This is a genomic window from Nocardia niwae NBRC 108934 = DSM 45340, assembly GCF_001613465.1.
In the GTDB taxonomy this organism is placed as follows: domain Bacteria; phylum Actinomycetota; class Actinomycetes; order Mycobacteriales; family Mycobacteriaceae; genus Nocardia; species Nocardia niwae.
Map to the genome: position 1 here is coordinate 85,740 of NZ_BDCK01000037.1, position 14,131 is coordinate 99,870.

The 14,131-nt window shown below is 66.5% G+C and carries 12 protein-coding genes; 7 read left to right on the forward strand and 5 right to left on the reverse strand.

Annotation, left to right across the window (positions count from 1 at the left end; translation table 11 throughout):
• Nucleotides 1-147: 147 nt before the first annotated feature.
• Nucleotides 148-564: a VOC family protein gene (locus tag NNI01S_RS25800; protein WP_063022871.1), complete on the reverse strand. Its 417-nt coding sequence runs from the start codon at nt 562-564 to the stop codon at nt 148-150.
• A 288-nt stretch (nt 565-852) separates the two neighbouring features.
• Between NNI01S_RS25800 and NNI01S_RS35475 the strand changes: the two genes are divergently transcribed.
• The 3 genes from NNI01S_RS35475 to NNI01S_RS25815 all read left to right on the forward strand — a co-directional run bounded on the left by NNI01S_RS35475 (nt 853) and on the right by NNI01S_RS25815 (nt 3,294).
• Complete coding sequence (locus NNI01S_RS35475; RefSeq protein WP_169813017.1) at nt 853-1,251, forward strand: hypothetical protein; 399 nt, start codon at nt 853-855, stop codon at nt 1,249-1,251.
• Nucleotides 1,248-2,660, forward strand: a complete 1,413-nt coding sequence (locus NNI01S_RS25810) for a M48 family metalloprotease (protein WP_169813018.1) — start codon at nt 1,248-1,250, stop codon at nt 2,658-2,660. Before NNI01S_RS35475 ends, NNI01S_RS25810 begins: the two co-directional genes overlap by 4 nt.
• Before the next feature lie 232 nt (nt 2,661-2,892).
• The gene (locus tag NNI01S_RS25815; RefSeq protein ID WP_063022744.1) at nt 2,893-3,294 is read left to right on the forward strand and encodes a VOC family protein; all 402 of its coding nucleotides are present in this window, start codon (nt 2,893-2,895) and stop codon (nt 3,292-3,294) included.
• A 269-nt stretch (nt 3,295-3,563) separates the two neighbouring features.
• On the opposite strand, the gene NNI01S_RS25820 is transcribed toward NNI01S_RS25815, so the two are convergent.
• Nucleotides 3,564-4,016: an Rv0361 family membrane protein gene (locus NNI01S_RS25820; protein WP_157114973.1), complete on the reverse strand. Its 453-nt coding sequence runs from the start codon at nt 4,014-4,016 to the stop codon at nt 3,564-3,566.
• 89 nt (nt 4,017-4,105) lie between these two features.
• Here NNI01S_RS25820 and NNI01S_RS25825 point away from each other — a divergent pair, with 89 nt between their 5' ends.
• Nucleotides 4,106-4,309 (forward strand): hypothetical protein, encoded by a 204-nt coding sequence (locus NNI01S_RS25825; RefSeq protein ID WP_063022748.1) that lies wholly within the window; start codon nt 4,106-4,108, stop codon nt 4,307-4,309.
• Nucleotides 4,310-4,414: 105 nt separating this feature from the next.
• Here the strand turns inward: NNI01S_RS25825 and NNI01S_RS25830 are convergent, their stop codons facing one another.
• Together NNI01S_RS25830 and NNI01S_RS25835 are read right to left on the reverse strand one after the other, a co-directional pair.
• Nucleotides 4,415-5,251 carry a glutamate ABC transporter substrate-binding protein gene (locus NNI01S_RS25830; protein ID WP_063022750.1) on the reverse strand — a complete coding sequence of 279 codons (837 nt, stop codon included), beginning with the start codon at nt 5,249-5,251 and terminating at the stop codon, nt 4,415-4,417.
• Nucleotides 5,252-5,396: 145 nt separating this feature from the next.
• Nucleotides 5,397-5,606 (reverse strand): TOBE domain-containing protein, encoded by a 210-nt coding sequence (locus tag NNI01S_RS25835; RefSeq protein ID WP_063022752.1) that lies wholly within the window; start codon nt 5,604-5,606, stop codon nt 5,397-5,399.
• Between the two features lie 377 nt (nt 5,607-5,983).
• On the opposite strand from NNI01S_RS25835, the gene NNI01S_RS25840 reads away from it, so the two are divergent.
• Complete coding sequence (locus NNI01S_RS25840) at nt 5,984-7,090, forward strand: class II histone deacetylase (protein ID WP_063022754.1); 1,107 nt, start codon at nt 5,984-5,986, stop codon at nt 7,088-7,090.
• Between the two features lie 120 nt (nt 7,091-7,210).
• Here the strand turns inward: NNI01S_RS25840 and NNI01S_RS25845 are convergent, their stop codons facing one another.
• The gene (locus NNI01S_RS25845; RefSeq protein WP_169813019.1) at nt 7,211-8,458 is read right to left on the reverse strand and encodes a glycosyltransferase 87 family protein; all 1,248 of its coding nucleotides are present in this window, start codon (nt 8,456-8,458) and stop codon (nt 7,211-7,213) included.
• Between the two features lie 198 nt (nt 8,459-8,656).
• Between NNI01S_RS25845 and NNI01S_RS25850 the strand changes: the two genes are divergently transcribed.
• The gene (locus NNI01S_RS25850; protein WP_084489314.1) at nt 8,657-12,751 is read left to right on the forward strand and encodes a DEAD/DEAH box helicase; all 4,095 of its coding nucleotides are present in this window, start codon (nt 8,657-8,659) and stop codon (nt 12,749-12,751) included.
• On the forward strand, nt 12,748-14,079 hold the full coding sequence (locus tag NNI01S_RS25855; RefSeq protein ID WP_063022760.1) for a hypothetical protein: 1,332 nt from the start codon (nt 12,748-12,750) through the stop codon (nt 14,077-14,079). Before NNI01S_RS25850 ends, NNI01S_RS25855 begins: the two co-directional genes overlap by 4 nt.
• Nucleotides 14,080-14,131 lie beyond the last annotated feature (52 nt).

The following is a 14,131-nucleotide window of genomic DNA, read 5'->3' on the forward strand; positions in this document are numbered from 1 at the left end:
TGTCGCGGCGGGTGGTCCGGCACTCGAACCAGAATCGCCGCTCGTCCGGCCCGCTCGAGCGATCGAGGTGAGTCGCGCCCATGCCAGGAAGCCTGACGAGTGGGCTCGCCGAGCCCGCGCGGGCGTTCAACGGGCGGCGCGGAGGTGCTATTGCTTGCGTACGACCAATTCCAGCGCCACGTTGTCCGGGTCGCGGAATTCCAGAATGTACATGGCACCCAGGTCTTTCACCCCCGCGTGCGCGATGCCGAGTTCATCGAGCAAGGCAGCCGCCGCATCGATTTCCGATCGCGTGGCGAGGGCGAAGGCGAGGTGGTCGAGTCCTACTCGATCTTCATCGAACTCGTCGCTGGCGACGGGGCGAAGTCCCAGCAGCGCATCACCCATCTGGTAGATCACGCCGCCGAAGAGGAAACCGAATCGCGCGCGAGTCGCTTCGTCCGCGTCGGCAGGACACTCCCACGCGATCGGCCACCCGAAGACGGCGTCATAGAAGGCCCGGGATCTGTCGATGTCGGTCACTGTCAAGCGCACATGGTCGAACGAACTGGTGGAGATCGGCATGATCACGATCCTGTCATCATCACCGGGCTTCGTTCAGGCGGCCCTCCCGCGAAGTCTTGCACTCGGCCGCAGGCAATCCCGCGCGTCCTCCGGGTCCGTGGCGGGCGCATCCCGAATCGAACGTCTGGGACCCGATCCGGTCGTCGCGAGTCGGCCGCAGGCGTTGTGCTCGATCGGTACCATCGCAGTTTCGGCAGACTCGGCGAACAGGGGGTGCTCGTGGTCACGACGGTGCGTCAGATCGTGTGGGATGTCGTCGGAAACAAAGTTCCGGAAGAGCGTTGGTTGATGGAAACTTTGGATTCCCTGGACGACGAGCAGGTTAGCCGCGCACTGCGCCGCGCCGGTGCGCGATGGCGGGGACCGGTACGTTTCGGGCTCCCCGATGTCGCGCCGTTCGTGTTGCCACTGGTCTGGATGGTGGTCGAACAGCTTTCCGGCCATGCGACCGGAAAGGCGGTCGACGCCGCTGCGACCAGAATCGGTACTCGTGTGCGAACCTTGGTCGGCAGGCGGCGAGCGGCGCAACCCGCTGTGCCTTCGGTGGATTCGGAGACACTGCGGCACGTGCGCAGCCGGGTCGTCGATGGCGCGATCGCGCGCGGTTTCGACCGTGCCCGGGCCGAGGAGCTGGCCGAGGAGGTGGTCGCCCGGCTCCAGGCGGTCGAACCGGATATCGGCCAGTGACCGAAGACGCCGACGGTGCGCGTAGACATCGCGGCTTTCTTTCCTGGGGTACTCGACGCCGTTGTGTGCTGCTGGTGGCCGTGATTCCGGCCTGGTCGCTGATCCTGCCCACGCGGATGCTGCTGGCGTTACGAGGTGAAGCCGCTTATCGGCGTTGCCTGGACGCTGTCGGCTTCGATCCGGCCGACCCCGTCGACGTAGCGACACTGCGCCTGCCCGGCGAATTCGGCCGATATTCTCAGTGCTATCCGGCAATCGTGGCACAGGCGGTGCGGCCGGCGCTCTGGTGGACCGCCGCGGTGCTGATCGTGGCGTCGGTCGTCTATTGGATCGGCCCGCTATGGGCTCGGCGTACTATGCTGTTGCCCGTCCCCGCCCAGCTGCGGACCACGGTCGACGGCCTCGTCGAGATCGCCGGACTCACCTCGCGCCCACCGAAGTTCGTTGTCGCGATCTCCGATCACAGCAAGGATGCCGTTACCATCCGCCGGGCGGGCCGCCCGACGATATGCCTCGGCGCGGGCCTGGTCAAGGAGGCGCTGACCAGTGCCGGACGGGGCGAGCGACAGCGCCGGCCCGACATCTTCCGTGCGGTGGTGCTGCACGAACTGGCCCATGTCCACAACCGGGACGTCTTGATCGGATACGGCGCGCGCGCCCTGTGGCTGACGTTCGTCATCGGTGTCGCCGTACCCGCCGCGGCAGTGCATCTCTGGCTGTGGACCGGCCTCGTGGCGGCGGGCGCCTACTCCCGGCTCTGGCCGGGCGGAGCGCTCAACCCGTTGCGCGAGTTGATATTTCTCGGATCACTGATCGTGACGGGCCACCTGATCTACGCGGGCCTGCAACGCACCCGGGAGCAGGTAGCCGATCATGATGCACGAGTCTGGGGAGCCGACCCCGCGGTGTGGTCGGCGCTCGAGCGCAGCACCGACCACTTGATTGCCGGCTGGTTGTCTCCTCTGCGCCGAACCAGCGGAGGTGCTCGCGGCCTGATAGTACTGGCCGCCGGTGTGATGGCCGGGCTCGTCACCCGAATCGCCGAGAACTGGCAGACACATCCGATGAGCGCCCGGAGATGCCGGTGGCTGGCGGAATCCGGTTTCATCGATGACAATCACGGCAAGATCATGCCCAGCTTCCTCGCAGTAGGAACGTGCACGCTGACCGCGGTCGGCATGAATCGGGTGTGGCCCGGCATCGAAGGCGTCCCACGCATCGCGTTGATCACTTCGGTCGTCCTGACGCTGGTGGTCCTGTTCTCTCTGAGCGACGGCATCTCCAAGGGAAAGACTCATCAGTGGAAACACTCCGCCGCCGTTACCCGTCACGATTCCCCCGAGTTCCCGCATCTCACCGACCCGGACCCGTTCGATACGCCGTGGTGGCACCGCAATGAGGACAATTGAAATGCCGAGGCCGCGCAGGCGAGCAGCTTGCGCACCGGCCCGGTCACCCGTTATCCGCCCGATCTGGATCTGCCCGTCACCAAGTCCGTACCCGGACCACGGCGTGACCCTTCGGTGGACCGTCCGACGCTGATGCCGGGGGTGAGAACGCCTCCTTGACGATGAATCCCCCACTCCGCCGCACTCGTGAACGAAAGGCCGTCGGAACTTGTGCGCGCGTAATGTCGCGGGCATGGCTTGCAGGATCACCGAACTCGTCATCGACTGCGCCGACCCGCAACGTCTGGCGGACTTCTGGTGCGAAGTCCTCGACTATGTCGAACTCGGCTGGGAAGACGGCGCTTTGGAGATCGGTCCCCCCGGAGCCGGCTTCGGCGGGCTGCAGCCCACCTTGGTGTTCATTCCCAGCACCGAGCCGAAGGGTGGCAAACTGCCTGTGCATTTCGACGTGAATCCCACCGACCGCGATCAGGCCGCCGAACTGGAGCGGCTGCTCGCCGCCGGTGCGCGCAGGGTCGACATCGGCCAGCCCAGCAACGCAACCTGGCACGTGCTGGCCGACCCGGAGGGGAACGAATTCTGCCTGCTCCGCCGCCCGGTCGAGGCGCCGGAAGGCCGTCCGCGCACACGGTGACGCCACCGACCGGGGCACTCGAAGCCGTCGATCGTCCTGTCCGGCGTTCGAGTGTCCCTCTCGGCGCGGGTAGTCCGGGCCCGGATCGGATCACGCTTGTATCAGTTGCTGATCAGGCTTTTACGAATCCCTCCCCATGACGTCGGTTTCCGAACCGAGATCGGATGTGGAAAGCCGACGCGACAGACCCGACCGCCCCCAAGTGACAGCGCGCCGCACCGCCGGCCGCGCAGCGCACCTGAAGGCCGCCCGGGCAGTATGCCCTTCTCCTATCCGAACCGATCCGCGACCGGCGCGCACACTTTCCATCGGGCGTCTTCTTTACGGAGATACAGTGACCGGGGCTCGCTCGGTGGGCGCGCGACCCGAGCCGAGGCGATGTCACCTCGGATGTCGATGGCGGAGATGTCGACCGGACGCCGCTCGCCGTGCCGGGATGGTCCGCTTTGCTCTGCTTCTTCGCCACCGGAGACGCGATCGGTGAAGGTCGCCGCCTCCTCGGCGCAGAGGAGTTCGGCCACCTGCCGGGCGCTGCCGGACTCCACGGCGACCGCGAAATTCACCAGCACGGAGCGTATTTGCGCATCGTCGGTAAGTTCCGATCGCGCCTGCTGAACAACGAGTGCGACAGCGCCACCGATCCCGGCCAGGGCGAAAACCGTGATCAGCACGAGTAATCCGGTGCGGGTGAGCTGAAATCGAGGTGATGATGAATCGGTCACGACTGCCTGCTCCCCCGGGTCGATGGCGATAGTTCTCACCGTAGCCCAGCGGCGGAACACGGTGTTACCGTTGGATCACGGAGGGAACCATGGCGCATCGGCCTGCTGAATCCAACCGCATCGGCACATTCATGATGGCGGCGCTCCTGGTGTGCGCCGCGTTGGTCGGCGCTCCGGCCTTCTTCGCGCTGACCACGGCTCTGCTCATTCCGGTCATCCGGCAGATCGACGGCGGGCAACAGGCGGCAGCGGAACAGCGATATCGAGCTGTCCGGCAGCAGCCGCCTTACTAACCGATACCCCTGGACTGCGACGGCGCTCGTATCGCCTTCGTCGACGGGCACCGCCGCCGCGCGGGGACCCGGCCGCTCGCCGAGGTACCCGCGCGTGCAGGCGCATCAGTAACGATCGACGGAGGGTGGGGTCAGCGTCGAGTCGCGAAGCGGGCCGATCGTGTTCTCGAACGCCTTCTGCCACGAACCGTCGGCGATCATCTGCTCGATCGCGTCGTTGATCTTGGCGCGGGTCTGCTGATCGCCCTTCTTCAGGCCGATGCCGTACTTCTCGATGGTGAATGTGTCGCCGACCAGCTTCAGTTCACCCGACACCTGCCCAGCGAATCCGGCGAGGATGATGTCGTCGGTGGTCACCACGTCGACCGCGCCGCTGCGCAGGGCTTGGATGCACTGCGAGTAGTTGTCCATTTCGACCAACTGAACGTCTTTGGCGTAGTGGTCCTTGACGTATTGCGCGGGGGTGGAGCCTTTGACCGAGCAGAGCTTCTTGTTGCCGGTCAGCGACTCGACACCGGTGATATCGGTGGTCTCGTTCTTCACCAGCAGGGCTTGTCCGGACACGAAATACGGTCCGGCGAAGTCGACCTTCTTCTTGCGTTCGTCGGTGATCGAGTAGGTGGCCACGATGAAGTCCACCTCGCCGTTCATGATCATCGTCTCGCGTTGCGCCGTCGGCGTCTCCTTGAAGGTGATGCCGTCCGGCGGTACGCCGAGCTTGCCGGCCACGTACTTGGCGACCTCCACGTCGTAGCCTTGGTAGGAGCCGTCCGCCTCGCGAAAGCCCAGGCCGGGCTGGTCGAATTTGATGCCGATGGTCAGCTTGCCCTCGCGCACGTGATCTTCGGTGGTCGCGGCGTCGCCGCCGCCACCGCATGCGGTGGCGACGAGAGCGACGGCGATCGCCCCGATGGCGAGGCGGAGTGTTCGGTTGATCCTCATCGAATACGGTTCCCTCTCACGCTGAGCTGCCAGGCCGGGCCGGCCGCCGGGTGCTGACGACACGTCATCTTTCCCGGAAACACTCAGCGCCCCGATCGAAAGCCTCCCCGCGGGTGGAAAACTCTCTCGGCTCCGCGGCGACGGGCTATTCGACGCCGAGCGTCACCTCGGTCGCCTTGACGAGGACTTTGACGGGCATCCCGTCGGTGAGCCGCAGATCGTCGACCGCGTCCCGGGTGATCGAGGAGGTGATCTCGTCGCCACCGGTGAGCCGGACACGGACCACGGCCATGGCCGAGCCGCGCGTGATGGAGACGACGGTGCCGTCGAGTTGGTTGCGAGTTGATAGCTGCATCTCGGTGATGCTACGCAGGGCGGTGTGCGGTGACAGGGATTGCCGCTGGGTGTCACATCTCTCGCCAGGAGGGAGCGGAAGCCCGCGGCGCGTCGATGCACTACGGGCTTCGGCGCGACAGCGGGATCGGGGGCCGAACCTCCTCCGTCAGGCCCACAACTCCGCTCCGACGAGCACGATTTCGATCTGCTCGGCCACGATCTCGAGTGTCACGAGGCGACTGTAGAGCGCGCATCTGCTCGCCGCGCCGTCACAGGTGACAAGCTCTCCGGTTGCGAGGTGGTCGCTGCTGTGCGTGTAATGGGCACGGTCACTCCCGGGACCAAGATCGGACGCAGCGGACGGTGTGGTGGTCCGCCGACCGCTAGGAGCTCGCCATGGCAACTGGATACGTGTGGAACACGCTCTACGGGTGGGCCGACACGGGCAGCGGAAGCCTTTTCCCGTCCGACGTCACGGTCGGTCTCCAGCCGATCGGCCATCACCTCGCGCATCCCGACACCAAACGGCGGTTCCACGAATTGGTCGCCGTGTCCGGCCTGCTGGCGAAGTTGCACCCGATCGAAGCGGTCCGGGCCGCCGAGGCCGACATCTTGCGCGTGCACACCGCGCAACATCTGGAGCGGATCAAGGCCGAGAGCTTGCAACCGAAAGGCGGGGACGCCGGCGACGGCGTCTCGTCCTTCGGCAAGGGGGGATACGAGATCGCCGCGCTGTCGGCGGGCGGCGCGATCGCGCTCGTCGAGCAGGTGCTCGCGGGGACGGTCGACAATGGTTACGCACTGGTCAATCCACCGGGCCACCACGCGACCCGTGCTACCGGCATGGGCTTCTGTATCTTCAACAACGTCTCCATCGCCGCCGCCTACGCGAAAGACGTTCTCGGCGTGCGGCGCATCGCCGTGGTCGACTGGGACGTCCACCACGGCAACGGCACCCAGGACATCTGGTACGAGGATCCCTCGGTGCTGACCATCTCGATCCACCAGCACCTCTGCTTCCCGCCCGAGTCCGGTTACCGGGAGGAGCGTGGCGCGGGCGACGGGTACGGCTACGCGATCAATGTGCCGCTTCCGCCGGGCAGCGGCGACGCCGCGTATCTGCATGCGATCGACCGCGTGGTCGAGCCGGCGCTGCGCGCCTTCGCGCCCGAACTGATCATCGTCGCGTCCGGCTTCGACGCGAGCATCCTCGATCCGCTGGCCCGGCAGATGGTCACCAGCGGCGGCTTCCGGCACCTGACCCGCCGAATGCTGGAAATCGCTGACGGAACCTGCGCGGGCCGCATCGCCTTCGTCCAAGAAGGTGGTTACAGTCCGCACTACGTGCCGTTCTGCGGGCTCGCGGTGGTCCGGGAGTTACTCGGCGAAGAATTCGTGGACGACCCGTATACGCCGATCGTGACGACGCAGGGCGGCGACGTCCTGCTCGATCACGAGGCCGCCGCGATCGAAGCCGCGGCGGCCCTGGCCGCCGAGCTCTGATCCGATAGCGCACATTCGGCCGCATTCGCCCGCGCACCTTGCCGCTCCAGAGGGCGGGGCTCGGCGATAGGGCGGCGTCGGCTGTGCCCGTTCGACCGCCTGCGGCGAGCGCTGTCCGCGTCAGCCTGCCGCCGGAACTGCGCTACGCCCGCGCACACCGTCGGCGCGGCCGGCTGCCGCGGGCGTCCCCGGCATGGCAGCGGCCGGTATTCCGGCGTTGTCGCCGAGTTGTCGAGACCTGTTGCGACACAGCCGTGCAACCGACCACACGGTGGCGTAGAGGAGCATGCCGTTGCGCACGGTCAGAACCGCTACTCCCGGCCAGCTTCCGGTGGCCACCCGGTCGTAGACGAATGGGAACTCCACCTGGCTCATCAGTGCTGTCGCCAGCACCAGGACCAGCACAGGCCGCTGGGTGGTACGAGCGTCGAGCGCGCAGACCGCGGCCACCGCGACGGCCCAGACCAGGTACTGCGGGCTGAGTACCCGGCTGGTCACCAAGGCGATGAGCACCGCGGCCATGGCCAGATCCGCTGCCGGAGGACGTATGCGCCACCAGATGACCAGCAGCACCACGCCACCGAGGACGGTGACGGCCACGCACCCCCGAGCCGCGCCCGACACCACCGGCCCGGCCAGCTCGTCGGCCCCGTAACGATGCACGATGGCCCATCCGCCGTGCACCAACCGGGCGATCAAGAGTGGTGTGGCAGCGACTGATTCGATCTGCAGCCCGCGCTTGGACTGGAACCCCAGAAACGACCACGCACCGGGACCCCATGCGGTCAGTCCCACGGCCGCCGCCGCACCCACGCAGACCGCCGCAGCGCTCAGTCGCCCGAGCGTCCGCCGGCGCAACCCGAGCACGACCACCACCGGCCACACTTTCAGCAGCACACCCGCGGCGGCAGCCGCTCCGGCCGCAGCGGGGCGGCGCGTGGACCACAGCAGGGCCGCCACCGCGGCCGCGGCCACGATCAGGTCGAACCGGCCGTAACAGACCCGCCCGAGCAACGCCACTCCGACGGTCCATACCCACGGCCCGGCCTGCGCCGTGGCCGAGTCGTCGCCCCGCGTGGCCCGGATCAGCAACCCGAGAACGCCCGCGTCCGCCGCGGCGACCAGCGCGAAGAACAGCCAGTTGTACCCGAATCCGCCGCCGAGCAACCAGGGCACCGCCAGCAACGCGCCCGCTCCGGGCGGGTACTGCCACCGCTCGTCGGCCAAGGGGAAAACGTGCTGTTCCACGATGAGCTCGGCCCATCCGCGGTAGAGCGTCAGGTCCGCGGCCGAGGCGTCCCAAATGCTGTGCGGCAGAGCGGTCACCCCGGTGAACACCACCATCAGCATCCGAGTAACCGCCCACACCGACCACAACCTCGATACCGATGACAGTCCGCGCACAAGGCACCCTAACCGTCGTCGCACCGGCCCGGCCCGCGGGCCGGGCCATCGGAGCACACTACCGGCGGCCGTCGGCATCATTCGGGCGAATGGCTGCGACACCACCGTGTCGCGTCGAAAATCATTGATAGAGAACGCACCTAGCCGGAGGACAGCGAGAGCATGACATCTGTTCAGCAGACACCTGCATGGCTGGAGCCCGGGTGGGATGCTCTCCCGCTCGGCCGGGCCGGCGCAGGCAGCTCCGGAGGCAACCGGAGCGCCGCCGCGCGATTCGGCGGCGACCAGTACTGGCTCGTGCGCTGGACGATGTACGCGGAACTGATGGAGAAGGCCAAGTATCAGGGTGTTCGCGGACAGCGCACCGCCGCCGACGACAGCGTGCTGGCGTGGGTCGGCGACAGCGAGCGTCTGCTGCATTCGGAGCTGCACGAAGACCTTCGAACGCTGCCCGCCATCGACCTCGGCCGCAAGCTGCTGGATGAGGTGCTCTTGCCGACGGTCATCGCCGCGGACAAGGAGTACAGCGCGAACACCGGTACGGCCGAGGCGGATCTGAAGACGGTGATCGCCTGGTATTACGCGCTGACCTCCTCGACCGCCGCGAAGGCGGAGCACGAGGCGGCCAAACGGCTCAACGGCAGATACGGAGACATCACCAAAACGCTGACGGCGGCCCGCTGGGAACGCGGCCTGTTCGAGCGTGAGCAGTTTCCGGCGCGATCCCAGGACGCGTTGCAGTATCTGACCTTGCTACTGGATCAAAGGTTCCTTCCGCTGCGGCGGGAAGCGTCCACCTTCACCGTCGCCGACCTGGAGGCATTGCTTCCCACGAAGCTCGCCGAGAAACTCCGCGAGCGTGAACAAGAAATGCTGAAGTTCCGTAACGCCAACTACGACGAACCCGCTGTGCAGCAGGGGATCAGCGATTCCGGCAGGTTGGAGATCCTGCAGGCGCTGCTGCCGTTATTGGCGCGGCGCGTGCTGCAGAAGAAATCGATGCTCGTGCTCGGCCCGACCTCCAGTGGGAAGAGCTACGCGGGACGAATCGCCGCCTCCTACTGCACCCACCGCAACCAGAAGGCCATCATCCTCATGCCCATCAAGGCGCTGGTCACCCAGGCCGTGCAGGAGTGGGAGGAATGGCTGTCGGACACCGACCTGCGCTGGAACATCGTTCCCGGTTCGCGTGACTATCCCGACCACGACGATGCGCTCGTCCGCGGCGACTTCGACATCGCCGTCATGATTCCGGAGAAGCTGGCGGCGCTGCTGAATCGTGGCATGCGGCTGGACAACGTCGGCGTCGTCGTGGCCGACGAACTGCAGATGCTGTCGGCCGATCTGCGCGGAACCCGGCTGGAGATGTTGCTGACCCGATTGCGCAGAGCGCATCCGCGGATCCCGATCATCGCGCTGGCCGCCCAGCTGGACAAACCCTCCACCGAACGAATCCGCAGATGGCTCGAGATCGACGAGGAAGCGGTGATCCGTGCGAGCATGCGGCCTGTTCCGCTGGAGAAGATCGTGCGCAGCGGCGACTCGGAGGAGCGAGTCCTGCGAACCGACGGTGTCACCGACGAACTCCGGCCGATCACCGACGCCGGAGGCACGGCGGCGACTCGCTCACTGGGAACCATGAACCCCTACCAGAGCAGAGCCCTGACGTTGTGCCTGGACCTGCTGGCCGAGCGCGGAAACGACGGTGAATTCCTCAATCGCGGCATTCTGTGCTTCGTCCAGGCCAGGAACCACGCGGAGACCTACGCCAAGATCATCCAGGAGGCTGCGACCACGGTCAAAGCCCTCGGCCCGGTGCCGCCGGGACTCCCGTACCTGGGCCGGTTCTCCACTTCCCTCTCACCGGCGGAAGCGGAGCAGAGATACCGGAAGTTCACCCGCATCCCCGACAGCCGGGAGCGGGATCAGGTCATCGCCGCGCTCAGCACGGGCATCGGATTCCACACCGCGCGCTTGGATCCCTTCCTTCGGGAGGAAATGGAGTGGGGCTTCCGCAACGGCCACATCCGGCTGCTCTTCGCCACCGACACCCTCAAGCTCGGCATAAACCTGCCGGCCGACGTGGTCGTCGTGGCCTCCATCACCACCCCGAACAACGTCGGTACCAACAGCATCATCGACCGCGACACGGTCGCCCAGCGACTGGGTCGCGCCGGGCGCCTCGGCATCTCGCAACGCGGCCGCGGGTATCTCGTGATCCCGAGCGCCCCGCCGCCTGACGGCGATTACGAGTTCGCCGCGGACGACGAAGGGGAATTGGCGCGTCACATCGAACAGACGGGCGGGCTCGATACGGTGCGCCGGCGCGCCCTGGCCGCGCTCGCCGACCGGGACGCGGTGTTCGCGCACTACATCAAGTACAAGGAACGCGGCCTCAGCGTCAATTCCCGCCTCGATCACGAGACGCTCGCGACGTTGCTGCTCGAGCACTCCAAGCGGGTCTTCAAACCGCAGGATCGCGCCGAGCTCGAGGCCGAGGTGCAGAAGATGTTCACCCTCTCGCTGAAGGCGCAGGAGGACGGCGCGGCGGCACAGATTTCGTCCGCGGCGGTGGTCGAGCAGCTGGTCGCGAAGCGCCTGCTGTCGAGCCCGCACAGCGGCCGAGTGCGTATCACGGCACTCGGACGCGCCATCGGGCACAGCGGGCTTCCGCTGTCGGATGCGCCGGGCGTGGAACGAATGGCCGAAGCGCTGACCGAAGGCGCCGGTCACCTCACGCTCCTTTTCGCGGCCGCCCAGACCCAGCAGGTGGAGGACACCACGACCTGGATCGCCATCCGCAGTGACCTGCCGCTGGAGGCCGAGGCCGAACAGAAGCGCGGCGTCATCCAACTCGCCGGGTTGCTCGCCGCCGGGGTACCCGAGGACTGCGACGTCGCGATCCTGCCCGAGATGCTGCAAACCGTGCGTCTGCTCGTCCGGGATGACGACCTCATCGGCTCCGGCGCGATCGCCGACCGGCTGCGCGATCTGCTCGATCTGAACCGCCCGGAGCCTCCGCTCAACGAGATCAACGCCTTGCTGCGCGCGACAGTGCTACTGCTGTGGATGCGTGGGTGCCCGTTCCCCGTCATCCGGAAAGCGGTGGCGGTGACCGTTCGCCACCGGCCCGACAAATCCTCCAAGACCGATACATCCAGTCCACCCATCCATCCCACCGATGTGCGCGCGCTCGGCGAGAACACGAGCTATGTGTTCGACACCGTGTGCGACCTGGTCGGCGTACTGCCCGAGAACAATCACTTCCGGTTGTTCGAGCGCATGTCCGATGCGATCGCCTACGGCCTTCCCGTCGAACTCACCGCGCTCGCGCGCTTGAATCTGCGCGCCACGCATCGGGATCGGCTGGTACACCTGGTGCCCACCGTCATGAAGAACGACTACACCGATCTGACCGCGCTCGTCCGCGGCAACGTCCGGAATCCGCGCATCGTGGCTCCGTCCCAGAAGAAACTCGATCAGTGGCAGAACCAACTGTTCGAACTCGGCGAGTACCGCAAGATCGTGGGAGAGCTTCGCGCCCGGCAGGAGAAGACCACCGAATTCGGCCGGACCGTGGTCGGCGAGGTGAGCGAGCGCAAGATCGCAGGGCACTACACCTGCCAGGCTCTGGTGACCAACCTGACCGATGACAATGTCGACAACGCCCGCGCCTACTTGAAGATCGTGCTCGAAGCCTTGGGGCTCGAAGTCACAGTGAGCGGCTCGGATCGGCTGGTGATTCGGAGCAAGCTCGACCCGGCACGGTCGCTCACCCTCTTGGTGGCGAACAAGGAGGTGACGCTGGCCGACGCTCGCCGATGGGCGTACGACGGTTTGCTGGTCGTCGCATGCCAGGGCGTGTCCCTCGACGTCTTCACCGCCCCACTCGTCGAAACGACGCGCCAGAGCGTCGTCGTCGAGCCTTCCGTGCTGGTCGAAACTCTGTATCGCGTGGTCGAACTCGAATCACCGCCGGATGCGAGAGAATTCGGCGACGAAGAGGACGACCCCCGCCTCGATCCCGACGATCCGATGTTCGCCGATTTCGACGAGAACGCCGTCGAACCCGGCGCGACCTACAGCTTCGAGACCGGCGCGGACCGGGAGCGCACCGGCGAACGGATCCTGCACATCCTGCATTCGGCGCCACCTCTGCTCAGCAGAGCCGATGCCAGCAGGCTTCTCGACGGCGTCAAGATGCACCTCGCGGAAGAGGGATCCACCGACCAGGCAGGCCGAGGTAAATCGCGATGACCGGCAAAGATATCGGGATCTTCCTCAGCGCGCGGCACTTCACCGGTATCGCCTCGAGCGATCGCAAACCCAACGATGTCCTCGATCAGGTGGAATCGGCAGCCACCACGCTCATGCTGGCCGGGGGCATCGCGCACCGCGTGGTCGTGGCCGACTGCGCGCAGCCCGGTGAACGCGACATCGCGGAGCAATTCGCGACGGAGAGCGGATTCCGGGTGCGTCATTGCCCGGCCATCGGACCGGATCAGTCCACGGTGCTCGGCACGGAGATCCTCGAGGCGCTCACGACCAACTCGTGGCTGCAGACGTTCGTGGTGGGCGACGATTTGCAGGCTCAATCCGCGGCGCTCGACGTTCTGCATCGGCAACGCCGCTGGGTGATCGGCCTCGCGGGTGAATATCCGATCACGCCGAGGCTCGCGGATATGACGTACACGATGCCGCTGGCCAGGGCCAGGCTGGTCTCCGTCGTGAGCGCCATCATCACCGAGATCGCCCGCGCCGATCACGAGCCGACGGTCGTGGAGGTCCACCGGGAGTTGCAGCGCAGGATCGCCGGATTCAGCCCGGGCGCTTACGGATTCGAAGGAACGGCAGAGCTGGTGGCGGCGGCGCAGGAGACCAAGTCGCGGCCCAAGGCCGCGCCGCCACGGACCAGGACGGTCGCTCCCGCCAAGGCGACGAAGCGATCCAGGAAGAACACCGCCAAACCCGACCCGATGCAAGCGGCACTCCGCAACGCGATTCGCTCATTACCGACTCTCTCGGAGAGCGAACTGTCCGTGATGGAGGAGGTGGCGGTCGGGTCTCACCTCCTCGAACTCCTCGCCGCGCAACCCGATCTACTGGCCCCACTCGCCGGCGGCGGAATGGTCACCGGAGTATTCGCCGACGGAGTACGACAGATCACCGGCAAGACCGATTGGCGGCCCGAGACAGTGGACAACTTCTTCGAATTGCAGCGTCGAGCCGCCGATCGCCACGGCGGATGGATCCTGGCCAGCCCACCCGACCGGCCGACCTTCGGAGTCTTTCTTCTCGCCGATGAACTGCCGGGCGGATGGAGTCACTACACTCCGCCGTCGCAGTCGCCCGGCGACGATGCCACCGAGGTGACGATCACCACCGTGGAGGAAACGCCCGAGGAGGACGAGAGCGAATACTCCTCTGTACCCGATATTTTCGACGACCTCGGTTCGCTCGCGGAAACACTCGCCGAATCGGCGCCCCTCCATGGTTCGTCGGGCGTGTACCGCCTCGACCGCGCAGCGCTCGATCGTCGCTCGCCCTCCCCGGAGGACCACGAACCCGGAGCCGAGGCAGACTGACGATTCCCGGAGTATTCCCCCCAGTTCGCTGCTGCATTCCCCGATTCCCCCC

Bases quoted from the DNA above. Each gene is read 5' to 3' on its own strand.
- NNI01S_RS25850 (WP_084489314.1), top strand. From the start codon at position 8,657: ATGACATCTGTTCAGCAGACACCTGCATGGCTGGAGCCCGGGTGGGAT.
- NNI01S_RS25855 (WP_063022760.1), top strand. From the start codon at position 12,748: ATGACCGGCAAAGATATCGGGATCTTCCTCAGCGCGCGGCACTTCACC.
- NNI01S_RS25840 (WP_063022754.1), top strand. From the start codon at position 5,984: ATGGCAACTGGATACGTGTGGAACACGCTCTACGGGTGGGCCGACACG.
- NNI01S_RS25830 (WP_063022750.1), bottom strand. From the start codon at position 5,251: ATGAGGATCAACCGAACACTCCGCCTCGCCATCGGGGCGATCGCCGTC.
- NNI01S_RS25835 (WP_063022752.1), bottom strand. From the start codon at position 5,606: ATGCAGCTATCAACTCGCAACCAACTCGACGGCACCGTCGTCTCCATC.
- NNI01S_RS25825 (WP_063022748.1), top strand. From the start codon at position 4,106: ATGGCGCATCGGCCTGCTGAATCCAACCGCATCGGCACATTCATGATG.
- NNI01S_RS25815 (WP_063022744.1), top strand. From the start codon at position 2,893: ATGGCTTGCAGGATCACCGAACTCGTCATCGACTGCGCCGACCCGCAA.
- NNI01S_RS25800 (WP_063022871.1), bottom strand. From the start codon at position 564: ATGCCGATCTCCACCAGTTCGTTCGACCATGTGCGCTTGACAGTGACC.
- NNI01S_RS35475 (WP_169813017.1), top strand. From the start codon at position 853: ATGGAAACTTTGGATTCCCTGGACGACGAGCAGGTTAGCCGCGCACTG.